The organism is Amycolatopsis sp. lyj-109 (assembly GCF_046548995.1).
Lineage (GTDB): Bacteria > Actinomycetota > Actinomycetes > Mycobacteriales > Pseudonocardiaceae > Amycolatopsis.
Genome location: NZ_JAJPWR010000017.1, coordinates 164,183 through 189,082, shown reverse-complemented (window position 1 = coordinate 189,082; position 24,900 = coordinate 164,183). Strand labels below are relative to the sequence as shown.

General features: G+C 72.5%; 23 protein-coding genes and 1 riboswitch. Of the genes, 13 read left to right on the top strand and 10 right to left on the bottom strand.

Translation table 11 applies throughout. The annotated features are described in order from the left end of the window. Positions 1 to 3: 3 nt before the first annotated feature. Genes ACLJQF_RS33350 through ACLJQF_RS33340 form a run of 3 tightly spaced genes read left to right on the top strand, consistent with a single transcriptional unit; the run spans position 4 to position 1,712 of the window. Positions 4 to 513: an RNA polymerase sigma factor gene (locus ACLJQF_RS33350; RefSeq protein WP_410614364.1), complete on the top strand. Its 510-nt coding sequence runs from the start codon at positions 4 to 6 to the stop codon at positions 511 to 513. Beyond that, positions 510 to 989: a hypothetical protein gene (locus ACLJQF_RS33345; protein WP_410614317.1), complete on the top strand. Its 480-nt coding sequence runs from the start codon at positions 510 to 512 to the stop codon at positions 987 to 989. Before ACLJQF_RS33350 ends, ACLJQF_RS33345 begins: the two co-directional genes overlap by 4 nt. A gap of 27 nt (positions 990 to 1,016) precedes the next feature. Further along, positions 1,017 to 1,712: a helix-turn-helix transcriptional regulator gene (locus ACLJQF_RS33340; RefSeq protein ID WP_410614316.1), complete on the top strand. Its 696-nt coding sequence runs from the start codon at positions 1,017 to 1,019 to the stop codon at positions 1,710 to 1,712. Here ACLJQF_RS33340 and ACLJQF_RS33335 read toward each other — a convergent pair. The 5 genes from ACLJQF_RS33335 to ACLJQF_RS33315 all read right to left on the bottom strand — a co-directional run bounded on the left by ACLJQF_RS33335 (position 1,696) and on the right by ACLJQF_RS33315 (position 7,082). Continuing rightward, complete coding sequence (locus ACLJQF_RS33335; protein WP_410614315.1) at positions 1,696 to 2,052, bottom strand: VOC family protein; 357 nt, start codon at positions 2,050 to 2,052, stop codon at positions 1,696 to 1,698. The genes ACLJQF_RS33340 and ACLJQF_RS33335 overlap by 17 nt on opposite strands. A gap of 81 nt (positions 2,053 to 2,133) precedes the next feature. Beyond that, positions 2,134 to 3,189, bottom strand: a complete 1,056-nt coding sequence (gene cobC / locus ACLJQF_RS33330; RefSeq protein ID WP_410614314.1) for an Rv2231c family pyridoxal phosphate-dependent protein CobC — start codon at positions 3,187 to 3,189, stop codon at positions 2,134 to 2,136. Further along, positions 3,176 to 4,513, bottom strand: a complete 1,338-nt coding sequence (locus ACLJQF_RS33325; protein ID WP_410614313.1) for a cobyrinate a,c-diamide synthase — start codon at positions 4,511 to 4,513, stop codon at positions 3,176 to 3,178. Before ACLJQF_RS33325 ends, cobC begins: the two co-directional genes overlap by 14 nt. Then, positions 4,507 to 5,121, bottom strand: a complete 615-nt coding sequence (gene cobO, locus ACLJQF_RS33320) for a cob(I)yrinic acid a,c-diamide adenosyltransferase (RefSeq protein WP_410614312.1) — start codon at positions 5,119 to 5,121, stop codon at positions 4,507 to 4,509. Before cobO ends, ACLJQF_RS33325 begins: the two co-directional genes overlap by 7 nt. After that, positions 5,121 to 7,082, bottom strand: a complete 1,962-nt coding sequence (locus ACLJQF_RS33315; RefSeq protein WP_410614311.1) for a putative cobaltochelatase — start codon at positions 7,080 to 7,082, stop codon at positions 5,121 to 5,123. The genes cobO and ACLJQF_RS33315 overlap by 1 nt, the downstream gene beginning before the upstream one ends. Before the next feature lie 67 nt (positions 7,083 to 7,149). On the opposite strand from ACLJQF_RS33315, the gene cbiE reads away from it, so the two are divergent. Genes cbiE through ACLJQF_RS33285 form a run of 6 tightly spaced genes read left to right on the top strand, consistent with a single transcriptional unit; the run spans position 7,150 to position 14,644 of the window. Further along, on the top strand, positions 7,150 to 8,334 hold the full coding sequence (cbiE, locus tag ACLJQF_RS33310; protein ID WP_410614310.1) for a precorrin-6y C5,15-methyltransferase (decarboxylating) subunit CbiE: 1,185 nt from the start codon (positions 7,150 to 7,152) through the stop codon (positions 8,332 to 8,334). 52 nt (positions 8,335 to 8,386) lie between these two features. Next, positions 8,387 to 9,148 carry a precorrin-4 C(11)-methyltransferase gene (cobM, locus tag ACLJQF_RS33305; protein ID WP_410614309.1) on the top strand — a complete coding sequence of 254 codons (762 nt, stop codon included), beginning with the start codon at positions 8,387 to 8,389 and terminating at the stop codon, positions 9,146 to 9,148. Next, positions 9,145 to 10,161: a Gfo/Idh/MocA family protein gene (locus ACLJQF_RS33300; protein ID WP_410614308.1), complete on the top strand. Its 1,017-nt coding sequence runs from the start codon at positions 9,145 to 9,147 to the stop codon at positions 10,159 to 10,161. The genes cobM and ACLJQF_RS33300 overlap by 4 nt, the downstream gene beginning before the upstream one ends. After that, positions 10,158 to 10,877, top strand: a complete 720-nt coding sequence (locus ACLJQF_RS33295; protein ID WP_410614307.1) for a cobalt-precorrin-6A reductase — start codon at positions 10,158 to 10,160, stop codon at positions 10,875 to 10,877. The genes ACLJQF_RS33300 and ACLJQF_RS33295 overlap by 4 nt, the downstream gene beginning before the upstream one ends. Next, on the top strand, positions 10,874 to 11,533 hold the full coding sequence (gene bluB, locus ACLJQF_RS33290) for a 5,6-dimethylbenzimidazole synthase (RefSeq protein ID WP_410614306.1): 660 nt from the start codon (positions 10,874 to 10,876) through the stop codon (positions 11,531 to 11,533). The genes ACLJQF_RS33295 and bluB overlap by 4 nt, the downstream gene beginning before the upstream one ends. A gap of 18 nt (positions 11,534 to 11,551) precedes the next feature. Further along, positions 11,552 to 14,644 (top strand): arabinosyltransferase domain-containing protein, encoded by a 3,093-nt coding sequence (locus tag ACLJQF_RS33285; RefSeq protein ID WP_410614305.1) that lies wholly within the window; start codon positions 11,552 to 11,554, stop codon positions 14,642 to 14,644. Between the two features lie 60 nt (positions 14,645 to 14,704). Here ACLJQF_RS33285 and ACLJQF_RS33280 read toward each other — a convergent pair whose 3' ends face one another. Genes ACLJQF_RS33280 through ACLJQF_RS33265 form a run of 4 tightly spaced genes read right to left on the bottom strand, consistent with a single transcriptional unit; the run spans position 14,705 to position 18,216 of the window. Then, positions 14,705 to 16,207: a precorrin-2 C(20)-methyltransferase gene (locus tag ACLJQF_RS33280; RefSeq protein ID WP_410614304.1), complete on the bottom strand. Its 1,503-nt coding sequence runs from the start codon at positions 16,205 to 16,207 to the stop codon at positions 14,705 to 14,707. Next, entirely contained in the window at positions 16,204 to 16,827 is a 624-nt protein-coding gene (locus tag ACLJQF_RS33275; RefSeq protein WP_410614303.1) for a precorrin-8X methylmutase, read from the bottom strand. Before ACLJQF_RS33275 ends, ACLJQF_RS33280 begins: the two co-directional genes overlap by 4 nt. Continuing rightward, the gene (locus ACLJQF_RS33270) at positions 16,824 to 17,897 is read right to left on the bottom strand and encodes a precorrin-3B synthase (protein WP_410614302.1); all 1,074 of its coding nucleotides are present in this window, start codon (positions 17,895 to 17,897) and stop codon (positions 16,824 to 16,826) included. The genes ACLJQF_RS33275 and ACLJQF_RS33270 overlap by 4 nt, the downstream gene beginning before the upstream one ends. Positions 17,898 to 17,901: 4 nt before the next feature. Beyond that, a complete protein-coding gene (locus ACLJQF_RS33265; protein ID WP_410614301.1) occupies positions 17,902 to 18,216 on the bottom strand; it encodes a DUF6191 domain-containing protein in 315 nt (104 codons plus the stop codon). A gap of 110 nt (positions 18,217 to 18,326) precedes the next feature. On the opposite strand from ACLJQF_RS33265, the gene ACLJQF_RS33260 reads away from it, so the two are divergent. From ACLJQF_RS33260 to ACLJQF_RS33250, 3 genes are read left to right on the top strand one after another with little or no spacing between them, the layout of a single operon-like run. Beyond that, positions 18,327 to 19,253: an ABC transporter ATP-binding protein gene (locus tag ACLJQF_RS33260; protein ID WP_410614300.1), complete on the top strand. Its 927-nt coding sequence runs from the start codon at positions 18,327 to 18,329 to the stop codon at positions 19,251 to 19,253. Beyond that, positions 19,250 to 20,101, top strand: coding sequence for an ABC transporter permease (locus ACLJQF_RS33255; RefSeq protein WP_410614299.1), 852 nt, complete (start codon positions 19,250 to 19,252; stop codon positions 20,099 to 20,101). Before ACLJQF_RS33260 ends, ACLJQF_RS33255 begins: the two co-directional genes overlap by 4 nt. A gap of 2 nt (positions 20,102 to 20,103) precedes the next feature. Beyond that, entirely contained in the window at positions 20,104 to 20,337 is a 234-nt protein-coding gene (locus ACLJQF_RS33250; RefSeq protein WP_410614298.1) for a helix-turn-helix transcriptional regulator, read from the top strand. On the opposite strand, the gene ACLJQF_RS33245 is transcribed toward ACLJQF_RS33250, so the two are convergent. Continuing rightward, positions 20,334 to 21,059, bottom strand: coding sequence for a hypothetical protein (locus ACLJQF_RS33245; protein ID WP_410614297.1), 726 nt, complete (start codon positions 21,057 to 21,059; stop codon positions 20,334 to 20,336). The genes ACLJQF_RS33250 and ACLJQF_RS33245 overlap by 4 nt on opposite strands. A 91-nt stretch (positions 21,060 to 21,150) precedes the next feature. Beyond that, a riboswitch (cobalamin riboswitch) is annotated at positions 21,151 to 21,224 on the top strand. Between the two features lie 49 nt (positions 21,225 to 21,273). Between ACLJQF_RS33245 and cobN the strand changes: the two genes are divergently transcribed. Continuing rightward, on the top strand, positions 21,274 to 24,837 hold the full coding sequence (gene cobN / locus ACLJQF_RS33240) for a cobaltochelatase subunit CobN (protein WP_410614296.1): 3,564 nt from the start codon (positions 21,274 to 21,276) through the stop codon (positions 24,835 to 24,837). Positions 24,838 to 24,900: the final 63 nt, after the last annotated feature.

Below are 24,900 nucleotides of genomic sequence, written 5' to 3'. Positions count from 1 at the left end.
GGCGTGTACCTGGTAAAGGAGGTCACCCTGGGCACCGATACCGCCGTCGACCCGGCGGAGCTCTTCCGCGCGCACCGCCCCGGCCTGGTCCGGCTGGCCGTGCTGCTCCTCGGCGACCGCGCGCTCGCCGAAGACGTCGTGCAGGACGCCTTCGTCGCGCTCGTCCGCCGCTGGCCGCTCGACGACCCGGCCGGCGCGGGCGGCTACCTCCGCGTCTCGGTCGTCAACGGTGCCCGCTCCGCGCACCGGCGCGCGGCACGACGGCTGCGGCACCGGCCCGGCGACCACCCCGACGTCCCGCCCGCGGACACCGGCGTCCTGCTCGACGAGGAGCACCGCGAGGTGCTGGCCGCCGTGCGCCGGCTCCCGCGGCGGCAGCGCGAGGTGCTCGTGCTCCGGTACTGGGCCGGCCTTTCCGAAGCCGAGATCGCCGACACGCTCGGCGTCTCGCGCGGCACCGTGAAGACCTGCGCGTCCCGTGCGCTGGCAAAGCTGGAAGGAGAACTCCGATGACCGACGTCGAGGATCGCCTGCGCCGCGCCTTCCACGCTTTCGCCGACACCGTGGACGTCCGGCCCGCACCGCTCCCCGCGCCCCGGCGACGGCCGGCCGCCCCGCTGCTGGCGGCCGCCGCGACGGTGCTCGTGGCCGGCGTGCTCGTCGTCACCGCCACCCCGCCCGAGCCCGCACCGCCCGCCGCGCCGACACCGACGCTCGCTCCGGCGCCTACCCCGGTGACGCTTCCGAACTTCGCGCTCCTGACGCACTGCGGCGTCGACGAGGCGAAGATCGGCGACCGGTTCTACGAGGCCGAGACGCCGCTGATCGGGCCGGCCCGCAGCTCGCCGCCCGGCTGGGACAACCCGTACCAGGAAGGCACGATAACGCTCACCTCACCAGTCGCCGCGGTCTTCCGCGACCACCTCGGCCACGAGGTCCGGTTCCGCCTGCGACCCGGCGCGACGGAGTTCAAGCAACTCTGCGACTGACCGAAACTGTCGTACCCCCTCCTTACTGTGATCCCGGTGAACCGAACCGATCGTCTCTACGCCCTCGTCGAAGAACTGCGCGCCATCGCGCCGCGGCCACGCAGCGCACGCTGGCTCGCGGACCGGTTCGAGGTCAGCGTCCGCACCGTCGAACGGGACATCAGCGCCCTGCAGCAGGCCGGCACGCCGATCTACGCCGAGGCCGGCCGCACCGGCGGGTACTGCCTCGACAAGGCGCACACGATGCCGCCGGTCAACCTGACACCCGGCGAGGCCGTCGCCATGGCACTCGCGCTGAAACACCTGGACGGCACCCCGTTCCGCGCGGAAGGGCGCTCGGCCCTGCGCAAGCTGGTCGCCGCGATGCGACGGGAGGACACGGCCGCGGCGCAGGACCTCGCCGCCTGTGTCCACCTGCTCGGCGCCGGTCCCATCCCGCCGATGCCGCACGTGCTCAACATCCGCCGCGTCCTGCGCATCCGGTACGCCGACCGCGCAGGCGCGGTCACCCGGCGGGAAATCGAGCCGCTCGGCTACGTCGGCAAGCCCACGCACTGGTACCTCGTGGCCTGGTGCCGCCTGCGCCAGGAGATCCGGGCGTTCCGCACCGACCGGATCATCTCCTTCACGGTGACCGCCGAGGTGCCGAAGCTTCGGCAGTTGCGGCCCGAGGACCTCGACATCCCGTACGGCGAGGTCCATCAGCTCACCGTGGCGGGGTGAACACCGAGAAGTGGTTGCCCGCCGGGTCGAGCAGGTGCGCGAAGGTCACGCCGACCGGATTGACGCTCGGTGGTCGCTGCACCCGCCCGCCGGCTTTCTCGACCTGGCGGCAGGTGGCGTCGACGTCCTCGACCAGCACGGTGAAGATCGCGTAGTTCTCCGGGCCCGTGGACAGGCCACCGCGTGAGCCGCCGGTGTCGATGACGCGGTAGGCGGAATCGGTGCTCGCCGCGTTGTCCTGCGCGACCGTCCAGCCGAAGACCTCACCGTAGAACCGTTCGGCGGCGGCCGGCTCGTCGGTGCCGATCTCGAACCAGGCGACGTCGTTGAAGCGGGGCATGTCGTTCCTCTCGCTGCCACGCCGGGCGTTTCCCGGCTCCGCCCAGTTTCGGCGGCCGTGGCGACAACCCCCTGTCGGTGTTTACGAAACTTCCCGAAAAGCCGCGAGGAACGCGTCCGTCGTCGCGCGGTCGCGGACCGCCAGCCGCAGGTGGTCCGGCCCGAGGCCGGGGAAAGTGTCCCCTCGCCGCACCGCGTAGCCCGCGTCGCGCAGACGCGCGCGCAGGGAGGCACCGCCGGGAACGCGCACCAGCACGAACGGGCCACGCGGATCGCCCAGCACGCCGGCACCCTGCGAAGCCAGGCCCGACACCAGGTATTCGCGGTCCGCCTCCGCGGCCACCGCCAGCTTTTCCGCCTCCTCCAAAGCGGCCGGACGGCAGCACGCCACCGTCGCCACGCCCGCCAAAGTGGACACCGACCACGGCACCTGCACCGCCCGCAGCCGCTCGACGACGTCCGCCGGAGCGAGCACGTACCCCGCCCGCAGCCCGGCCAGCCCCCACGTCTTCGTCAGGCTGCGCAGCACCGCGACACCCGGATGACCGGTGGCCAGGCTCTCGACCTCGCCGGGCACCGCGTCGAGGAACGCCTCGTCCACCACGAGCAGCCGGCCGGGGCGCGCGAGGGAAAGCAGCGACGACGCCGGATGCAGGACCGATGTCGGATTGGTCGGATTGCCGACGAACACCAGGTCGGCGTCGGCCGGGACCAGCGCCGGATCGAGGACGAAGCCGTCCGCCTCGGACAGGATCACCCGCGAGACCGCGTGCCCCGCGGCCCGCAGCGCGGCCTCCGGCTCGGTGAACTGCGGGTGCACGACCACCGCGTGGCGCGGCCGGAAAGCCGAAGCCAGCAGCGTGAACGCCTCGGCGGCACCGGCCGTGACCAGCACTTCCGAGGGATCACGGCCGTGTCGCGCGGCCACCGCGCCGACAGCATCCACAGTGGACGGATAGGCGGCCAGCGAGTCCAGAGCGGACGCCAGTTCCTCCCGCAGCCACGAAGGCGGCTGCGGCAACCGGACGTTCACCGCGAGGTCGACCAGCCCCGGACCCACTTCGCGGTCGCCGTGGTGGTGCAGGTCATAGCCCGCCGACGTACTCCCTCCCGCGGAGGCGGAATCAGACACAGCCATAGGCCCGGACCCGCGCGGCGAACCGGTGGGCCAGTTCGGGATACCCGGCCCAGTGGACGTGCAGGTAGGACGCGTGCAGCGTCGGCGACGCGAAGCCGTCGAGCTGCCGATCCCAGCCCCACGCGGCCGAGGCTCCGTGCGACGGCGTCACCTCGGTGCGGTGGAACTCGTGCCCGGTGACGCGCTGCCCCGCCGTCGCCAGCAGGTTGTCCTCGACAGCGACCGCGCGCCGGTAGCCGAGCTTGCCGCGGGCGGTCATCTTGGCGTCCGCGGGCACCGCGCCGACCATGGGCACGCCGTCCAGCGACTGGCACAGGTACAGCAGCCCCGCGCATTCCGCGCTCACCGGCATCCCAGCTTGAATGGCCGAAGCCACCGCAGAACGCAACGCCGTGTTCGCCGACAGCTCGGCCGCGTGCACCTCGGGAAATCCGCCGCCGAAGTACAGGCCGGCGCACCCGTCGGGCAGGGCCTGGTCCCGCAACGGGTCGACGTCCACGACCTCGACGCCGCACGCCGCCAGCAGCTCGATGTTCTCGGTGTACCGGAAGGTGAACGCCGGCCCGCCGGCGGCGGCGATCGTCACCGGCGGACCATCCACACCGGACGGCTCCCACGACGGAACCGAAAGCCGCGGTGCCCCGGAAGCGATCCGGACGATTGCTTCGACATCGACGCCGTCGCGTACCCACGCGGCCAGCGCGGGCAGCACGTTCTGCGCTTCCGCGGCCCGTTCCGCCGCCGGGACGAGCCCGAGGTGCCGGCTCGGCGCGTGGATCTCTTCGTTGCGGTACAACGCTCCCAGCAGCGGGACGCCGGTGGCTTCCAGCGCGGACGCGATCTCGTCGAGGTGCCGCTGTGAACCGAGCTTGTTGAGGATGACACCGGCGAGCCGCACGCGGTTGTCGTAGTGGGCGAAGCCGAGCACGGTCGCGGCGACGCTGCGGGAAGCGGCCGAGGCGTCGACGACCAGCACCACCGGCGCGTCCAAGACCCGGGCCACGTGGGCGGTCGACGCGTACCCCTCGGTGCCCAGCGCCCCGTCGAACAGGCCCATCACGCCCTCGATCACGGCGATGCCGGCGCCGGCGGAACCGTGCCGCAACAAGGGCGCCAGCCGATCTTCGCCCTGCAGGAACGGGTCCAGGTTGCGCGCGGGCCGCCCGGTGGCGAGCGCGTGGTAGCCCGGATCGATGAAGTCCGGCCCGACCTTGTGCCCGGACACCCGGTGACCGGCCGCGCGCAGCGCCGCCATCAGCCCGGCGGCGATCGTGGTCTTGCCGTGCCCGGAACCGGGCGCGGCGACGACCACCCGCGCTACCACTCGATCCCCCGCTGACCCTTCTGACCGGCGTCCATCGGGTGCTTGACCTTGGTCATCTCGGCGACCAGGTCGGCGGCCTCGACGAGCTCCGGCGGCGCGTACCGGCCGGTGATGACGACGTGCTGGTGCCCGGGCCGCGAAACCAAGGTCGACACCACGTCGTCGACTTCGAGCCAGCCCCACTTGAGCAGGTAGGAGAACTCGTCCAGGACGTAGAAGTCGTGCGTCTCGGCGGCGAGCCGGCGCTTGATCTCCGCCCAGCCTTCGCGCGCGTTCTCCGCGTGGTCCTCGTCGGTGCCGGACTTGCGCGCCCAGCTCCAGCCTTCGCCCATCTTGTGCCACTCGACCGGCCCGCCCTGGCCGGTGTCGTCGTGCAGCTTGCCCAGCGCGCGGAACGCGGCTTCCTCGCCGACGCGCCACTTCGCCGACTTGACGAACTGGAACACGCCGATCGACCAGCCCTGGTTCCAGGCACGCAGCGCCATCCCGAACGCGGCCGTCGACTTGCCCTTCATCTCGCCGGTGTGCACGGCGAGCAGCGGCCGGTTGCGGCGCTGGCGCGTGGTCAGGCCGTCCACCGGCACCGCCGACGGTTTTCCCTGCGGCATCAGGCAGCCTTTCCGGTCCGGGAGCGGACGGCCGCCGCCAGCGATTCGGCGGCGACGTCGGCGAGGGGGACGTGTTCCGCGCCGAGGTGGACGGCGAGGTCGGCGGCGAGGCCGAGCCGCATCCTGCCGCTCTCGCAGTCCATGACGATCGTCGTGACGCCGGCCAGGAGCCCGGCCGCGGCCCGGGCGCGCGCGACGGCGTCGGGACCGCTGGTGGCGCGGCCGTCGGTGACGACGACGAGCAGCGGACGGCGCCGGGGATCGCGGATCTCCTCGACCCGCAGCACGCGCGCCGCCTCCAGGAGTCCTTCGGCGAGAGGCGTCCGGCCGCCGGTCGGCAGGCCTTCGAGGCGGGACGCGGCCGCGTCGACGCTGATCGTCGGCGGCAGCGCGAGTTCGGCGGCGTCGCCGCGGAAGGTGACGAGCCCGACCTTGTCGCGGCGCTGGTAGGCGTCGAGCAGCAAGGAGAGGACGGCGGACTTGACCTCGCGCATCCGGGCCTTCGCGCCCATCGAGCCGGACGCGTCGACGCAGAACAGGACGAGGTTGCCTTCGCGGCCTTCGCGCAGTGCGTAGCGGACGTCTTCCGGCCGCAGCTTCAGCCCGGCGCCGGTGCGGCCGCGGGCTTTCTGGTGCGGCGCCGCGGCTTTGACGGTCGCGACCAGGTGGGGCCGGCCTTCGCGGACGCTGGCGGGCTGGACGCCGATGGTCCGGCCGCTGTCGGTGATCGCGCGCGAACGGCGGCCGCGCTCGCCTTCGCCCATGCCCTTCACGCGGAAGACGCGGGCCTTGAACGTCTCGCCGGCGCCCACCGTCTTCTGCTGCCCGCCACCCTGGGACTGCTGGGCCTGGCCCTCCGGCGCGTCACCTTGCGGAACCTCTTGCGGGGCTTCCTGCGGGGCATCCTCGGGCGTCGAGCCTGAGCCAGGGCCGTCGTCCTCGGGCCCCGGGTCGGGTTGGGCGTCCTGGAGCGCCTGCTCCAGCTGCTCTTCGGAGATACCCGGCGCGTCGAACGGGTTGCGGCGGCGCCGGTGCGGCAGGGCGAGCCGCGCGGCGACGCGGACGTCCTCGGTGGTCACCTCGTCGCGGCCGGCCCAGGCCGCGTGCGCGACCGCCGTCCGCGCGGTGACGATGTCCGCGCGCATGCCGTCGACCTCGAAGGAGGCGCAGACCTCGGCGATCTGACGCAGCGACTCGTCGGGGAGCTTGACGGCGGGCAGAAGCCGTTGTGCCGCCTCGATGTCCGCAGCGAGTTGCGCATCTTCGTCCGCGTACTGCGCGGCGAAGGCGTCGGGATCGGCTTCGTAGGCCAGGCGACGGCGGACGACCTCGACGCGCTGCTCCGGATCGCGGCTGGAGGCGACCTCGACGGTCAGCCCGAACCGGTCCAGCAGCTGCGGCCGCAGCTCGCCCTCTTCGGGGTTCATGGTGCCGATCAGCACGAACCGCGCCGCGTGCGAGACCGAAACCCCTTCGCGCTCCACGGTCGCGCGGCCCATCGCGGCGGCGTCCAGGAGGGTGTCGACGAGGTGGTCGTGCAGCAGGTTGACCTCGTCGACGTAGAGCAGCCCGCGGTGCGCGGCGGCCAGCAGGCCGGGCTGGAAGTCCGTGACGCCTTCGGCGAGCGCGCGTTCCAGGTGCAGGGAGCCGATGACGCGGTCTTCGGCGGCGCCGACGGGGAGTTCGACCAGCTTCGCGGGCCGCCGGTGGCTCTTCGCACCGTCGTGCGGGCCGTCCGGGCAGAGCGGGTCGGGAGCCGCCGGATCGCAGGAGAACCGGCAGCCGTCGACGACGTCGACGCCGGGCAGGAGGCCCGCCAGCGCGCGGACCATGGTCGACTTCGCGGTGCCCTTTTCACCGCGCACCAGCACCCCGCCGACAGCGGGCGAGATCGACGAGAGGACCAGCGCCAGGCGCAGGTCCGGCAGCCCGACGACGGCGGTGAACGGGTACGGCTTCAACAGCGCTCCTGAGGTCGGCGACCGGCCGATCATCGCACAGCGCCCGCCTCGCTTAGGGTGGGAAATCGTGCGCGAAGAATCACGTCGATCCGCGGCGGAAGCGGGCTCCGCCAACCGTCTGACCGTGGTCGGGATCGGGGCCGACGGCTGGCCCGGCCTGGCGGAACAGGCGAGAGCCGTGGTGCTCGCCGCCGACATCGTGCTGGGGGCACCCCGGCAGCTGGCGTACCTGCCCGAGGAGGTCCCGGCGCAGGCGTGGCCGACGCCGTTGCTGCCGGGGCTGGACGCGGTCATCGCCGAGCACGAAGGCGCCCGGATCTGTGTCCTGGCCAGCGGCGATCCGTTTTTGTCGGGGGTGGGTTCTACATTGGTGGCCCATGGATACGAGGTCGAGGCGCTGCCCGCGGTCTCTTCGGTGACACTGGCCCGGGCACGGCTGGGCTGGTCCGCCGAGGAGACCGAGGTGGTCACCATCGTCGGCCGGTCGTCGGCCCGCGTCGCCCGGGTTCTGGCGCCGCGCCGGCGAGTGCTCGTCCTGGGTGCCGACGCGCCCGCTTTGCGCTCCCTGCTCACCGTGCGGGGTTATGGCGAGAGCGAACTGATCGCGTTGGAGAACCTGGGCGGGCCCGACGAGCGCGTCTCCGACGGCTGGGCCGGCGATCCCGGACCGCTGACGGTGTTCGCGATGGAGTGCGCGGGTCCGGCACTGCCACTGATCGGCATCCCGGACGACGTGTACGCCCACGACGGGCAGCTGACCAAGCGCGACCTGCGAGTGTCGGCGCTGGCCCGCCTCGCGCCGAGTCCCGGCGAGCTGTTGTGGGACGTCGGCGCGGGCGCGGGCAGCGTCGGCATCGAGTGGTCACGGTTGAACGGGCTGAACCGCGCGATCGCGATCGAGCGCTCCGCGGAGCGAGCCGAGCGGATCGGCCGGAACGCATTGGACCTGGGAGTACCGGAACTGGAGGTGGTGGCGGGGGAAGCACCGGAAGCGCTGAGCGCGCTGCCCGCACCGGACGCGGTCTTCATCGGAGGCGGCGTGACGGCGCCGGGCGTACTGGACGCGTGCGTGGCCACCGGCGCACGGGTGGTGGCGCACGGGGTGACGCTGGAGGCCGAGCAGGTCCTGGCGAGGGCGTATGAGGAGCACGGAGGGGAGCTGCTGCGGATCGGCGTGGAGAAGGCGGCCCCGCTGGGCGGCTTCACGGGTTGGACCCCGGCGCGGGTCGTGACGCAGTGGAGCAGCCGATGACCGGGCTCTACCGGCGGTCACCGGCCGGCCGGCCGTGCCCGGGGAGCTGCCGATGACCGTGCACTTCATCGGCGCCGGGCCCGGGGCCGCCGACCTCATCACCGTGCGGGGGCGGGACCTGCTCGCCCGCTGCGGTGTCTGCCTCTACCCCGGCAGCATGACCCCGCCCGATCTGCTCGCGTACTGCCCGCCCGGGGCCGAGCTCGTCGACACGGCGGACCTCAGCCTCGAGCAGATCGTCGCGAAGCTGGTCGAGGCCCACCGTGCCGGGCACGAGGTCGCGCGGCTGTGCTCGGGGGATCCGTCGCTCTACAGCGCCGTCGCCGAGCAGGTGCGACGGCTCGATGCGGCCGGCGTTCCCTTCGAGGTCGTCCCCGGCGTGCCCGCCTTCGCCGCTTCGGCCGCCGCGCTGAAGCGGGAGCTCACCGTGCCCGAAATCGGGCAGAGCCTGGTGATCACCCGGGTCCAGGCGCGCTCCACGAAGATGCCGCCCGGGGAGACCCTCGCCGCCTTCGCCGCGACCGGAGCCACGCTCGCGCTGCACCTCGCCGTCAACCACGTCGAGCGGGTGACCGAGGAACTGCGGCCGCACTACGGCGAAGACTGTCCCGTCGCCGTCGTCGCGCTCGCGAGCCAGGCCGGGGAAACCGTCGTGCGCGGGGTGCTCGGCGAGCTGCCCGCGCTGGTCCGCGAAGCCGGGATGACGCGCGCTGCCACCATCTTCGTCGGGCGGGTGCTCGCGGCCACGAACTTCCCCGACAGCTTCCTCTACTCGAGTGCCCGTGACCGGGCGAACCAACCGGAGTCGTTGTGACGGAACTGCGCTGGGGCCTGTTGGCCGCCGGGACGATCGCCGCCCACTTCGCCGCGGGCGTCGACGAAAGCAAACACGGCGTCCTCGGCGCCGTCGCCGCACGGGACGCCGACCGGGCGCGGGACTTCGCCACGCGCTTCGACATCCCGAAGACGTACGGCAGCTACGAAGATCTGCTCGCCGACCCGGACATCGACGCCGTGTACGTCTCGACGCCGCACGCGCTGCACAAGCAGTGGGCCATCGCCGCCGCCGAAGCTGGGAAGCACGTGCTGTGCGAGAAGCCGCTGACGATCACCGCGGCCGACGCCGAGGAGGTGATCGCCGCGGCCCGGGCGCACGACGTCTTCCTGATGGAGGCGTTCATGTACCGGCTGCACCCGCAGACGCGGCGGCTGGCCGAGCTGATCTCGTCCGGTGCGATCGGCGAGGTCCGCGCGGTGGACACGACCTTCTCCTTCGACAGCAACCCGGAGGAGACCGCCCGGCTGAGCGATCCGGCGCTCGGCGGCGGCGGGATCCTGGACGTCGGCTGCTACTGCACGTCGCTGGCGCGGCTGGTCGCGCAGGCCGCGACCGGGCAGGACGTCGTCGAACCGACCGAGGTCAGCGGGATGGCGCACCTGTCCGCCACCGGCGTCGACGAGTGGGCGACCGGCCTGCTGCGCCTGCCCGGGGACATCCTCGCGACGATCTCGTGCGGGATCCGGCTGACCCGCGAGGACGGCATCCGCGTCTTCGGCTCGGGCGGGCAGATCCACATCCCGCAGCCCGCGTGGATCCACCCGCTGCGCGACCCCGGCGTCTCGCAGATCATCCTGACCCCGGCCGGCGGCGAGCCGGAGGTCATCGAGGTCGAAGCGACGCAGGGCGTCTTCGCGCGCGAAGCGGACCACGTTGCCGCGCACGTCGATGACCGGCAGGCGCCCGAGCTGACCTGGGCGGAGACCCTCGCCAACCTGCGTACGCTGGACCGCTGGCGCGAAGCCGTCGGCTACGGACGTTCTTCGTGATCCTCATCCTCGGCGGGACCGGCGAAGCCCGGCAGCTCGCCGAAACGCTCTCCGCGCGCGACGTGCCCGTTGTCTCTTCGCTGGCGGGACGCGTCGCACGACCGAGGCTCCCCGTCGGCGAAGTACGCGTAGGCGGCTTCGGTGGCCCGGAGGGCCTCGCCCGGTACCTGCGCGAGAACCGGATCGACGCCGTCGTGGACGCGACCCACCCCTTCGCCGAACGCATCGGCGCGAACGCGGCGGAAGCGGCCGAGCTGACGAAAACGCCCCTGCTCCGGCTCGCGCGGCCCGGCTGGCGACCGGGCCCCGAGGACGTCTGGCACTGGGCCGACGACCTCGCCGACGCCGCCCGGCAACTCCCCGGACTGGGCAAACGCGTGTTCCTCACCAGCGGCCGCCAGGGTCTCCCGGCCTTCGCGCACCTTGACGACCTGTGGTTCCTCATCCGCTGCGTCGACCCGCCCGAGCCGCCGCTGCCGCGGCACCACGAACTCCTCCTCGCCCGCGGGCCGTACGAGGTGGCCGCCGAGCGCGCGCTGCTCGGCCGGGTCGACGTCCTGGTCACCAAGGACTCCGGCGGCGCGCAGACCAGCGCGAAGCTGACCGCGGCCCGCGAGCTCGGCAAGCCCGTCGTCGTGATCCGGCGGCCGGCCCGGCCGCGCACGGCGACCGCCGAAACCGTCCCCGAAGCCGTCGAATGGGTCCTGCACCGATGATCGAAGAGTTCTACGAAGTCCTGCGCAAGCGGCGGGACGTCCGCGGCGAATTCACCGGCGAGCCGATCCCCGAAGCCACGCTGACGCGGATCCTCGAGGCCGCGCACGCCGCGCCGAGTGTCGGGCTCACCCAGCCGTGGGACTTCGTGCTGGTCGACGACGTCGCGACGCGCGAGAAGTTCGCCAAGCACGTCCACGACGAGCGTGAGGTCTTCGCCGGACAGCTCGGCGAAGACCGCGCGAGCACCTTCGCGAACATCAAGATCGAGGGCATCCTCGAGGCGAGCCTCGGCATCGTCGTCACCTACGACCCGGCGCGGGGCGCGCCCGACGTACTCGGCCGGCACGCCATCGCCGACGCCGGCCTCTACTCGGTGTGCCTCGCGATCCAGAACCTCTGGCTCGCCGCGACCGCGGAAGGGCTGGGCGTCGGCTGGGTCAGCTTCTACCGCGAGCCGTTCCTGAGCGAGCTGCTCGGCATCCCGGACGGCGTCCGGCCGGTCGCGTGGCTCTGCGCCGGGCCGGTCGGCAAGCTGGAGACCGTACCGGACCTGGAGCGCCACGGTTGGCGCCGTCGCCGTCCTCTGGCCGCGGCGGTGCACCACGGGCGGTTCACCCCGCGTGACCCGGGGGCTGCGTCAGCCGCCGACGTCTGACCCGTTAGCGTTGCGCCGATGCGTCTGATTGCCGTAGCGCTGGGGCTGCTCTCGGCCTTGTGCGCGCTGGCTTTCCCCTTCCTGCCGGTGGTGCAGGACACGGCGGAGGTCGTCTGGCCGACCGGCAGCGACACCCGCTCCGTCAACGCGCCCTTGACCGGGTACTGGGCCCAGGACCTGCGGGCTGAGGTTCCGTGCGCGACCATCCGCTCGGTCGACGCCCGCACGAACGGCCCCGGCCTGCTGTTCGCCACCGTGCCGGACGGCCGCACCGACCCGAAGGCCGGCAACGGCGTCGGCCTGCAGCTGCGCGTCGACAACGGCGTGCTGCTGGCCTCGAGCCAGGGCCAGCAGATCGCCCAGCAGCCGCTGCCCGCCGAGAAGTGCGATGTCGAGCTGGACGTCGACGCGACGCAGATGACCCTCGCCGTCGCCGGGACGCCGATCTTCCACGCCGGCGGCGACGTCCGGCCCCGCGTCGTCGGCATCTACTCCTCGATCAACTCGCTCAAGGACCCGATCGCCGGGATGCACGTCTCGATCGTGCCGGACACGCGGTACCAGACGTCGCCGACCGCGCTGAAGATCGTCGTCGGCGTGCTCGCCGTGCTGTCGCTGATCGGCTGCCTGATCGCGGTGTGGCGCCGCGACTCCGGCTTCGCGAGACGCGCGCCGCGCTGGGCGCCGGTCGGCTGGTGGCGGCTGACGGCGCGGGACGCGACGGTGATCGTCGCACTCGGCGCGTGGGTCTTCATCGGGCCGGTGACCTCGGACGACGGCTACATCCTCACGATGGCCCGGGTCACCGAGTCGACCGGCTACCTGACGAACTACCACCGCTGGTTCGGCGTCGCCGAGGCGCCGTTCGGCTGGTTCTACCACGTCTTCGAGCTGATGGCGCACGTCAGCGTGGTGCCGCCGTGGATTCGGCTGCCGTCGTTTCTGCTCGGTGTCCTGAGCTGGCTGCTGATCAGCCGCGAGGTCATGCCGCGCCTCGGCGCCCAGGTCCGCACCAGCCGCCCGGCCAGCTGGGCGGCGGCGACGGTCTTCCTGGTCTGGTGGATGCCTTACAACAACGGCGTCCGGCCCGAACCGGTCGCCGCGCTCGGCTCGCTGCTGGCGATCTGCGCCGTCGAACGCACCCTCGTGACCCGGCGGCTGCTGCCCCTGTGCCTCGGCCTGACCGCGGCCGGGTTCACCCTGGCCGCGACGCCGACCGGGCTGATCGCGGTGGCGCCGTACCTGGTCGCCGCGCGCCCGCTGTTCAAGCTGATCCGTCAGCGCGCCACCGAGAACGGCTGGCTGCCGGTGCTCGCGCCGGTCGCCGCGGCCGGGCTCCTGGTGCTGGTCGTGGTGTTCGCCGACCAGACCTTCGCCACGGTCCAGGAGGCGACGCGGATCCGCACGCAGGTCGGCCCGAACCTGTCGTGGTTCCAGGAACTCGCGCGCTACCAGCTGTTGTTCGCCGACCTTCCGGACGGTTCGGCGCCACGCCGGTTCCCGGTGTTGCTGGTCGTGCTGTGTACGGCCACCTGCCTGGTGATGCTGCTGCGCCGCGGCCGTATCCAGGGCGCGTCGCTCGGCCCCGCGCGGCGGCTGATCGGCACGACGGCGTTGTTCTTCCTGCTGCTGGCCCTGACGCCGACGAAGTGGACGCACCACTTCGGCGCGTTCGCCGCGGTCGGCGCGTCGATGGCGGCGCTGACCGCGCTCGCGACCAGCTCGACCGTGCTGCGGTCCAAACGCAACCGCGCGGCCTTCCTCGCCGGGCTGCTGGTCGTCGGCGCGCTGGCGGCGACCGGGCCCAACACGTACTGGTTCGTCTCGCGTCTCGGCGTCCAGTGGACGAACGTGGCGCCGTCGATCGGCGGCATCGGCCTGTCCACGATCCTGCTGGTGGCGGCCGCCGTCGCCGGGATCTACGCGTTCGTCGAGAACGTCCGCGCGCACCGGCCGGGCCTGCCGGACCAACCCCAGGAAGGCCGGCTGCGTGCGCTGCGGCGCGGGTCGCTGTCGCTGGTGGTGGTCTGCGGCCTGGTGGCGGGTGGCGAGTTCGTCACGATGGCGTGGGCGATCCACAACCAGGCCGGCAGCTACAGCCTGGGCGCGGCCAACATCGGGCACCTGTTCGGCAAGAGCTGCAACCTCTCCGACCACGTGATGGTCGAGCGCGACGCGGCGACGAGCATCCTGCGCCCGCAGGCCGAGCAGCGGACCGTCGCGGAGAAGCCCAAGGAGACGGACTCGCCGCTGCCGAACCCCGACCAGGACAACGGCCGCGTCCAGACCGGTTTCCACACCCGCCCGGTCGACGACAAGGACCCGCTGGCCGAACCGCCGCACGGGTTCACCCCGGACCGGGTGCCGATGTGGTCGAGCTACCTGGACCCGGAGACGCGCGCCGGGCGGCTGCGCAGCGACTGGTACGCGCTGACGGAGAAGCCGGCGGACGGCCAGGTCGTGGTGGCCACGGCCGGTGCGCCCCGGCGCCCGACGTCGGTCAGCCTCGACTACGGCGTCGACACCCCGGACGGCGTGAAGGTGCTGCGCAGCCAGTTCATGCTCCCGCCGGGCTCGGGCACGGGTGGCTGGAACGACACCCGCATCAACCTGCGCGACCTCCCGCCGGAGACGAACGCGGTCCGCATCAACATCGTCGACAACGACCTGACCGAAGACGGCTGGATCGCCGCGTCGGCCCCGCGCGTACCGACGTTCACGACGCTGACGGACCGCATCGGCTCGAAGCCGGTGTACGTGGACTGGCCGGCGTCGTTCGTGTACCCGTGCGTCCAGCCGGTGACGTCCCACGACGGGATCTCCCAGGTCCCGGACTACCGCATCACGGCGGGCGGCCTGGCGGACGAGGCCCAGTGGGCGTCCTCGACCAACGGCGGCCCGATCGGCTGGCTGGAAGAGCTGGCCGAGGAGCCCGAGGTGCCGAGCTACCTGATCGGCCAGCCGAGCCAGTCGTGGGGCCAGCTGCTGCAGATCGAGCCGTTCACCGAGGGCATCGCCCCCACGGTGATCCGCGGGGAGAAAACAGTCCCGGGCTGGTGGTCCCCAGGCCCGGGCCCACGCCAGCCGAACGGCAAGGACCCGACCCGCTGACCCAGTTCGTGAAGGCCACCTTGAGGAACTACAACTTCCTCAAGGTGGCCTTCACGAACTTCAGTAGCTGCGGGGGGTCCAGACGATGCCGTTGTCCGCGCGGGTTCGCGACGAACCCACGATCAGCAGGCAGCGCATGTCTACTGTGGACGGATCGAGGTCGCCCAGGGTCGTGACGCGGATGTCCTCCTCCGGGCCGCCGACGTCCCGCGCGACCACCACCGGGGTCGCCGGGGCGCGGTGGCGGAGGAGGACGTCACGGGCGTCGGCGAGCTGCGTCGTCCGGGACCGCGAGGCCGGGTTGTACAGCGCCAGCACCAGGTCCGCCGCGCCCGCCGCATCCAGGCGCTTCTCGATGATCTCCCACGGCTTCAACCGATCCGACAGCGAGAGCACGCAGTAGTCGTGACCCAGCGGCGCTCCCACCCGGGACGCCGCCGCCTGGGCCGCCGTCACGCCCGGGACGATCCGGACGCGGACGCCGGTGCCGTGGCCCGCGGCGACCTGCTCCAGCACCGCCGACGCCATCGCGAACACCCCGGGGTCGCCCGACGACACCACGGCCACGCGAGCGCCCCCCAACGCCAGGGACAACGCCTCGCGCGCCCGGTCCGCCTCCACCCGATTGCCCGACGCGTGCCGCTGCTGACCTGCCTTCTGCGGCACCCGCGCGACATACGGGCCGTACCCGACGATGTGCTCCGCGGCCGAAAGTTCCACTGCTGCCTCGGGCGTCAGCCACTCCGGACCAGCCGGACCGAGACCCACGACGACGACCTCGCCGCCCGAAGGCTCCGAAGCAGCAGTAGCAGCAGGAGAAGGAGCAGGCGAAGACTGGCGTGCCGCGTAACCCGGCGAAGGCAGCAACGCCAGCGAGAAGTACGGCACCGTCGAAGGGTCGACCGATGCCAGCGGCTCGACCCGCTGCTGCCCCCACGTCGCACGTTCGACGTAGACGGCGTCGTCCAGCTTTCCCGCCTCCGCGAACGCTTCCCGCACCGCCGAGAACGTCCGGCCCAGCTTCAGGACCGCCGCCGCGTCGGTGTCCGCGAGACGGCGGGCCAGCTCGGGGGCCGGGAGCGTGCCCGGGAGCACCGTCAGCACCTCGTCGCGCTGGACCAGTGGGCGGCCGAAGACCGACGACGCCGCGCTCACCGACGTCACGCCCGGGACGACCACCGCCTCGAAGCGGCCGGAAAGGCGTTCGTGCATGTACATGTACGAGCCGTAGAAGAACGGGTCGCCTTCGCAGAGCAGGACCACGTCGCGGCCCGCGTCGAGGTGCTCGGCCAGGCGCTTCGCGCTCAGCTCGTAGAAGTCGGCGATCGCGCCCTCGTACCCGCCCGGGTGGTCGGTCGTCTCGGTGGTGACCGGGTAGACCAGCTTCTCCTCGATCTGTCCCTCGCGCAGGTACGGCTCGGCGACCGAGCGCGCGATGCTCCGGCCGTGCCGCGCGCAGTGGTACGCGATCACCGACGCTTCGGAAATCAGGCGCGCCGCCTTGACCGTCATCAGTTCCGGGTCGCCGGGGCCGAGCCCGACGCCGTACAGGGTGCCGGTCATTCTTCGGCGCTCGCGAGTGCGTTGATCGCCGCGACGGCCATCGCGCTGCCGCCACGCCGTCCGTGCACCACCAGGTACGGTGCCGGGGCCCGCTTCGCCAGCTCCACTTTGGACTCCACGGCGCCGACGAAGCCGACCGGGACGCCGATGATCGCCGCGGGTGCGCCGACGCCTTCGTCGAGGATCTCCAGCAGGCGGAACAGCGCCGTCGGCGCGTTGCCGATCGCCACGACCGAACCGGGCAGCTTGTCGCGCCACAGTTCCAGCGCCGCGGCCGAGCGCGTGGTGCCCATGCGTTCGGCCAGCGCAGGCACGCTGGGGTCCGAGAGCGTGCAGAGCACCTCGTTGGCCGCGGGCAGGCGGCGGCGGGTGACGCCGCTGGCGATCATCCGCGCGTCGCACAGGATCGGCGCGCCGGCTTCCAGCGCGGCGCGACCGGACTCGACGACGTCGAGCGTGTAGCGCAGGTCGTCGACCAGATCGACCATGCCGCAGGCGTGGATCATCCGGACCGCGCACCCCGCCACGTCGTCGGGCAGGATCGCCAGGTCCGCCTCCTCGCGGATCGTGGCGAACGAGTGCCGGTAGATCTCGGCACCGTCCCGCAGGTAGTCGATCACAGGTTCCCTTCCCTCTCGTCGAGCGGCACCCAGCGGCCGTCGATGCGGTAGCCCCCCGCCTCGGCGACAACGTCCACATGGGACTGCGACGGCTTCCCGCACCGCCGTTCGCAGCCCGAGAAGTGCGCGCGCAGGCCCGGCCGGAACACCGCGTCGGCCCGGACGTCGGCGCGCGACTTCGCGCAGCCCGGACGGCCGATGCACGCGGTGGTCCCCAACGGGACACCGCCGAACCCCAGCCGCTCGAAGACGTCGGCGGGCACGTCCGGCAGGACCACGGACTTCCACGGCGTGACCAGCGCCGTCCCGTACTCCGCCAAGGCCCGCGCCTGCGCTGCGGACAGGTGCCCGAAGCGCGGCACGACACCGGCCGCGAAGCCGCCGTCGCGTTCAAGAAGCCCGGCCGGAACCTCGACGCCGGCCCGCGGGACCGGCGTCCCGCGCCAAGCCGGGTCGTCGAGTTCCGCGACCCGCCAAGCCGACCCGCGCACGCGGAGGAAGTCGAGCGCGACCTCGGCCAGCGTCGCCACAGCGTCGGCGCGGGCCACCCGCCGTCCGGTGTCGCCGCCCGCGAGCAGCAGCGTTCCCCCGGAGGAGCCGGTCGCCCGCCAGCAGACGTCGGCGCCTTCGCCGGCGACGTCGCCACGGCCGTCGTCGAAGGCGAAGAGGAACCTCCCGGGCAGGTCCGCCAGCTCCGGCGTCGAACACAGCACCCGGTCCAGCGCAGCCGCCAGGCCGCGGACGTCGGCGAGGCCGCCGCGCACGCCGCTCAACGGCGACGCGAGGACGTTCCGGACCCGTTCGTGCGACGGCGACGGCAGCAGGCCCGCGTCGGTCAGCCGGGCCGCCAGGCCGGGCCTGGTGACGCCACGCAGCTGGACGTTGCCGCGCGAGGTGAGGTGGAGATCGCCGTCGCCGCACGCCTCGGCCGCGTCGGCCAGCGCGCGCAGCTGCACTGCGGAAATCGTGCCGCCGGGCAGCCGTACCCGGGCCAACGGCCCGTCCGCGGCGTCGTGGGGTGCGAAAACACCGGGGCACGCGTCGGCTCGCACGCGTGCTGGGGTCGGCATGGGGTCACTGTAGCTGGCGGTTCTGCGGCTCCGGCGGGTCCGAACGCGGGCGGATCCGGGCGGTGCCGGCGTCCAGGTCCACGTCACGCCAGGGTGGCGCGCCTTCGGCGTCCTGCTCGACGAGCATCGACATCGTTTCCCGGTGTTCCAGCTCACGCCGCTTGGTCCCGTAGAGGAACGCGGTGGTCTCTTCGACGTAGGTGGCGGACAGCCGCGCCTTGAAGCGCGAGCCGTTCTTGCGCGGCCGCAGTTCGATCGCGGCCATGACCAGCAGGATCACCACGCCGCCCGGAAGGGCCAGGCCCAGCCAAGTTCCCATGCCCCGGCGAACCGGATGACCGCCGGTCAAGTTCCCGTGGACGTAGAAGTCTGATCAAATGTAGTAGGTGTGCTACATTCGATCGCATCAGTCAGATGGGGGTGACCGCGATGAGAGATCCAGCCGATCCCGTCGTCCGAGTGCGCGGGCTGCGGATGCGGTACGGCACCAACGACGTGCTCCACGGCGTCGACTTCGAGGCGTACCGGGGCGAGGTCGTCTGCCTGCTGGGGCCGAACGGCGCGGGCAAGACGACGACGATCGAGATCCTCGAGGGCTTCCGGATGCGGTCGGCCGGCGAGGCGAGCGTGCTGGGCGTCGACCCGGCGCAGGGCGGCGAGGACTGGCGGGCACGGCTGGGGGTCGTGCTCCAGTCCTGGCGCGACCACGGGAAGTGGCGCGTCCGCGAGCTGCTCGCGCACCTCGGCCGGTACTACGCGCCGTACTCGACGGCGTCGCGTCCGCGGCCGTGGGACGCCGACGAGCTGATCGCGACGGTCGGGCTCACCGAGCACGCGCACAAGAAGCTCAAGCAGCTCTCCGGCGGCCAGCGCCGGCGGCTCGACGTCGCCATCGGCATCGTCGGGCGCCCCGAGCTGCTGTTCCTCGACGAGCCGACCGCGGGCTTCGATCCCGAGGCCCGGCGCGAGTTCCACGACCTGGTGCACCGCCTCTCCGACGAGCTGGACACCACGATCCTGCTGACCACGCACGACCTCGACGAGGCCGAGAAGCTGGCCGACCGGATCCTCATCCTCAACGGCGGCCGGATCATCGCCGACGGCTCGGCCGACGCGCTGAGCCGGCAGATCTCGGGCGAGGCCGAGGTCCGCTGGACCGTCGACGGCCAGCGCTTCGTCCACCTGACGACCGAAGCGACGAAGTACGTGTACGGCCTGTTCAAGCAGCACGGCGAGGCCGTCGCGGACCTCGAGGTCCGGCGGGCGTCGCTGGAGGACACCTACATGACGCTGGTCCACCGCGCCGAGGCCGGCGGCGAGACGGAGCTCGGTCTCCAGGAAGCGGGTGCGCGATGAACGCCAGGACAGCCGCGCTGCGCGCCGGGCTGGCCCGCGGCTGGATCGAGTTCAAGCAGACGTGGACCAACGTCGACGACGTGGTGGGGCAGCTGATCTTCGTGGTGCTCTTCCTCGGTACGTTGTTCTTCATGCGCAACGCCACGCTGCCCGGCACGTCGTTCTCGCTGGGCGCGGCGACCGTGCCCGGCGTGCTCGGCGCCGGCATCGTGTTCAACGGCCTGACCGCCGCGGCGGGCTACCTGGCCGTCGACCGGGAGGACGGCACGCTGCTGCGCGCGAAGGCGACCCCGAACGGGATGCTCGGGTACCTGGTCGGGAAGACGACCGCGTTGTCGCTCGCCCAGCTCGCGTCCATCGCGGCGGTCCTGATCCCGTGCCTGTTCGCGTTCTCCGTGCTCGCGCCCGACGGCGTCTGGTCGTACCTGCACCTGCTCGGGGTGCTGGTGCTCGGCATGGTCGCGACGATGCCGATCGGCGCGGCGCTGGGTGCGCTGACCAGCAGCCCGCGCGCGATCGGGCTGATCACCCTGCCGGTCATGGGCATGGGCGCGATCTCGGGGATCTTCTACCCGATCACCGCGCTGCCGGGCTGGTTGCAGGACATCGGGCAGGTGTTCCCGATGTACTGGCTGGGCCTCGGGATGCGCTCGGCACTGCTGCCGGACAGTGCGCTGGCCGTCGAGATCGGCCAGTCGTGGCGGCCGGTGGCGACGCTGGCGGTGCTGCTCGCGTGGGCGGTGGCCGGCTTCGCGCTGGCCCCGGTTCTGCTGCGCCGGATGGCGCGGCGCGAGGCGGGCTCGTCGCTGGCCGAACGCCGGGAGAAGGCCATGCAGCGTGTGGGGTAGTCATGAGTGAGACCGTCTACAACCGGATCGCGATGCTGCGCGCGGAACGGTCGATCTCGCGGCGGCAGCTGGCGGACGCCCTCGGCGTGCACTACCAGACGATCGGCTACCTGGAGCGCGGCGAGTACAGCCCTTCGCTCTACCTGGCCCTGCGGATCGCGGAGTTCTTCGAGGTTTCGGTGGAAGTGCTGTTCTCGACGAAGCCGTTCCCGCGGCTCGGCGAGCGGTCCGCCTAAGGCTTGCGCAGATCGGCCTCGGCGAGCGCGCGGACGACGTCGTCGCGGCGGGTCTCGCGGATCGTCCGGTTGAGTTCGACGTGCAGGAACGTCCCGTCGGCGGCCTGGCTCTGGACGTTCGTCGTCCCGGCCAGGCCGCGGCAGGGCTCGGCCCAGGCCCGGCAGACGCGGAACCCGGCGGCCTCGAGCCGGTCCGCCGCCCGGCGGGCCGCGTCACCCACGTCCGCCACCCCGGCCGAGAGCACGACGTCGGCCGTGGGGAGGGTCCGGTCGTCGAAGCCGTGCAGCTGAACCTGGGGCAGGCCCCGGCGGGCCAGCAGCGTCGTGACGACGTGGAAGACGGTCCGCGTGTCGTGCGCGGGGTCCTCCCGGCGGCGGTGGGCGCCCGCGACGACCAGCACCGCGCCGGGCACCTGCCGGAAGAGCGCCAGGCCGATCCGATCGGTCCGCAGGTCGGACGAAGGATGCGGCACCTCGACGACCAGCGACGGCGGCGTGGACCGGTCGATCGCGTAGAGCCCCCATGCCCGCTCCGTCCCGGCCTCTTGGACGACCAGGGAGTCGTCCGCCGCGGAAAACCCCAGCTCACCCAGGCGGTGCGGAGCCCGGTCGAGGAACGCGGCGAACCCGGCTTCGGCGGCCGCCAGCTCGGCGGGGGCCGGGCGCCGGTACGGCTGCCGGGTCGACTGCGCGGCGGTGAAGCTCCGGATCAGGGATTCCAAGCCGTCAGGTTACCGAGCACCGGCCAACGTCACCTTGACGCACTTCGACCGGCACCGGAGAGTGAGGGCGATACCCACGCGTCGGCAGGTGGAGGAACCCGGTGAGAGTCCGGGGCGGTCCCGCCACTGTCATCGGAGAGAGGCCTCTCCGGGAGCCAGGAACTCCGGCCGGCGCGCCCGTCGACCCGGGGCGCGGACCCCGAGGAGGAACCTCGTGATCCTGCTTCTGTCCACTTCGGACACCGATCTGCTCAGCGCCCGCTCCAGCGACCGCGAGTACCGGCTCGGCAACCCGTCCCGGCTCGACGTCGCCGAGCTGCCGGCCCTGCTCGACGGCGTCAAGATCGTCGTCGCGCGGATCCTCGGCACCCCGCGCAGCTGGCAGGACGGCCTGGACACGCTGCGGGCGGCGGGCGCGCACGTCGTCGTCCTCGGCGGGGAGCAGACGCCGGACGCCGAGCTGATGAAGCTCTCCACCGTCCCGGCCGGCATCGCCGCCGAGGCCCACGCCTACCTCGCGCAGGGCGGCCCGGCCAACCTCACCCAGCTGCACCGGTTCCTCTCCGACACGCTGCTGCTGACCGGCGACGGCTTCGAGCCGCCCGCCGAGCAGCCCACCTGGGGCGTCCTCGAACGTCCTTCGCGAGGTGACGGCCCGGTCATCGGGATCCTGTACTACCGCGCGCACCACCTGTCCGGGAACACCGCGTTCGTGCACACCCTCGCCGACCAGATCGAAGCCGCGGGCGGACGCGCGTTGGCGATCCACTGTGCTTCGCTGCGTACGCGCGAGCCGGAGATGATGGCCGAGCTGGGCAAGGTCGACGCCCTGTTGGTCACGGTGCTCGCGGCGGGCGGCACGCGGCCCTCCGAGGTGGGCGCCGGTGGCGACGACGAAGCCTGGGACGTCGCCGAGATGGCCGCCCTCGACGTCCCGATCCTCCAGGCGCTCTGCCTGACCAGCGACCGCGAGACCTGGGCGGCCAACGACGACGGCCTCTCGCCGCTCGACGCCGGGAACCAGATGGCCGTCCCGGAGTTCGACGGACGGCTGATCACGGTGCCGTTCTCGTTCAAGGAACTCGACGAAGACGGGCTCCCCCGGTACGTGCCGGACGCCGAACGCGCGTCCCGGGTGGCGAAGATCGCGCTCGCGCACGCCCGGCTGCGGTACACGCCCGCGGCGGAACGTCGCATCGCGCTGATGTTGTCCGCGTACCCGACGAAGCACTCTCGCGTCGGCAACGCGGTCGGGCTGGACACGCCCGCGTCGACGATCGAACTGCTGCGGCGGATGCGCGCGCAGGGCTACGACCTGGGGCCGGACGCGTTCCCCGGCGTCGACCCGACCGGCACCGACCAGCCTGATGGGGATGTGCTGATCCACGCGCTGATCGCCGCCGGCGGCCAGGACCCGGAATGGCTCACCGAGGAACAGCTGGCCGGGAACCCGATCCGCGTCCCGGCCGCGCGGTACCAGGAGTGGTTCGACGCGCTCCCGGCCGAGCTGCGTGCCGGCGTCGAGGAGCACTGGGGCCCGGCGCCGGGTGAGCTGTACGTCGACGACGGCGACATCGTCTTGGCGTCCCTGCAGAGCGGCAACGTGATCATCATGATCCAGCCGCCGCGCGGGTTCGGCGAGAACCCGGTCGCGATCTACCACAACCCGGACCTGCCGCCGAGCCACCACTACCTGGCCGCGTACCGGTGGCTGGAGGAGGAGTTCGGCGCACACGCCGTCGTCCACCTGGGCAAGCACGGGTCCCTGGAGTGGCTGCCGGGCAAGACCGCGGGGCTCTCGGCGTCGTGCGCACCGGACGCCGTGCTCGGAAACCTGCCGCTGGTCTACCCGTTCCTGATCAACGACCCGGGCGAGGGCGCGCAGGCCAAGCGGCGGGCGCACGCGACGATCGTCGACCACCTGATCCCGCCGATGGCGCGCGCGGAATCCTACGGCGACATGGCGCGGCTGGAGCAGCTGCTCGACGAGCACGCGAACATCGCGGCGATGGACCCGGCGAAGCTGCCGGCCGTGCGCCAGCAGATCTGGACCCTGATCCAGGCCGCGAAACTGGACCACGACCTCGGCATCGACGAACGGCCGCACGACGCGGAGTTCGACGACTTCCTGCTGCACATCGACGGCTGGCTCTGCGAGGTCAAGGACGCGCAGATCCGCGACGGGTTGCACGTCCTGGGCGCGGCACCGACCGGTGAGGCGCGCGTCAACCTGGTGCTGGCGATGCTGCGCGCGTCCCAGATGTGGGGCGGCAAGCAGGGCGCGGTGCCGGGCCTGCGCTCGGCGCTGGGCCTCAAGGAAGACGCGCCGATGTCCGAAGTGGACGCGGTCGAGAAGACAGCCCGTGAGCTCGTCCGGACGATGGAGATGCGGGGCTGGGACGCGACCGCGGTCGCGTCGGTCGCCCCCGACGCGCAGGTGGCGAAGGTGCTTTCCTTCGCGGCCGAGGAGATCGTGCCCCGGCTGGCAGGGACCACCGCGGAGCTGGACGCCGTGCTGCACGCGCTGGACGGCGGGTACATCCCGGCCGGGCCGAGCGGGTCGCCGCTACGCGGGCTGATCAACGTGCTGCCGACCGGGCGGAACTTCTACACCGTCGACCCGAAGGCGATCCCGAGCCGGCTCGCCTGGGAAACCGGGCAGGCCCTCGCCGATTCGCTGCTGAAGCGCTACCGCGAGGACACCGGCGACTGGCCTCGCTCCGTGGGGCTCTCGGTGTGGGGGACGTCGGCGATGCGGACGTCCGGCGACGACGTGGCGGAAGTCCTGGCGCTGCTGGGCGTCCAGCCGGTGTGGGACGAAGCTTCCCGGCGCGTCACGGGCATCGAGGCGATCCCCCTGGCCGAGCTGGGCCGGCCCCGGATCGACGTCACGATCCGGATCAGCGGGTTCTTCCGCGACGCGTTCCCGCACGTGATCGCCCTGATGGACGACGCGGTGCGGCTGGTGGCCGCGCTGGACGAGCCCCTCGACGAGAACTTCGTCCGAGCGCACGTTTCGGCGGATCTCGCCGAGCACGGCGACGCCCGCCGCGCGACGACGCGGATCTTCGGGTCGAAGCCGGGCGCGTACGGCGCGGGCCTGCTGCCGCTGATGGACAGCGGGAACTGGCGCGACGACAAGGACCTCGCCGAGGTGTACGCGGTGTGGGGCGGCTTCGCCTACGGCCGCGACCTGGACGGCCGCCCGGCGCGCGAGGACATGGAAAGCTCGTACAAGCGCATCGTGGTGGCGGCGAAGAACACCGACACCCGCGAGCACGACATCGCGGACTCGGACGACTACTTCCAATACCACGGCGGCATGATCGCGACCGTCCGGGCGCTGACGGGCGCGGCTCCGGCGTCCTATGTGGGCGACAGCACGTCACCGGACGCGGTCCGCACCCGCACGCTCGGCGAGGAGACGGCCCGGGTGTTCCGCGCCCGCGTGGTCAACCCCCGGTGGCTGGCGGCGATGCGCCGGCACGGCTACAAGGGCGCGTTCGAGCTGGCGGCCACAGTGGACTACCTGTTCGGCTTCGACGCCACGGCCGGTGTCGTCGGCGACTGGATGTACGAGAAGCTGACCGAGTCGTACGTGCTGGACGAGGTGAACCAGGAGTTCCTGCGGCAGGCGAACCCGTGGGCGCTGCGCGGGATCGTGGAGCGCCTGAACGAGGCGGCGGACCGCGGGCTGTGGGCGGAGCCGGACCCGGCGCTGCTGGAGAAGATGCGCGAGGTGTACCTGTCGCTGGAGGGCGACCTCGAATCGGAGTGACTGCAAGCGAATTGCAGGCCGCGGCGGCTACGCTCGGCCTTCCCACCGAGGAAGGACGAAGAC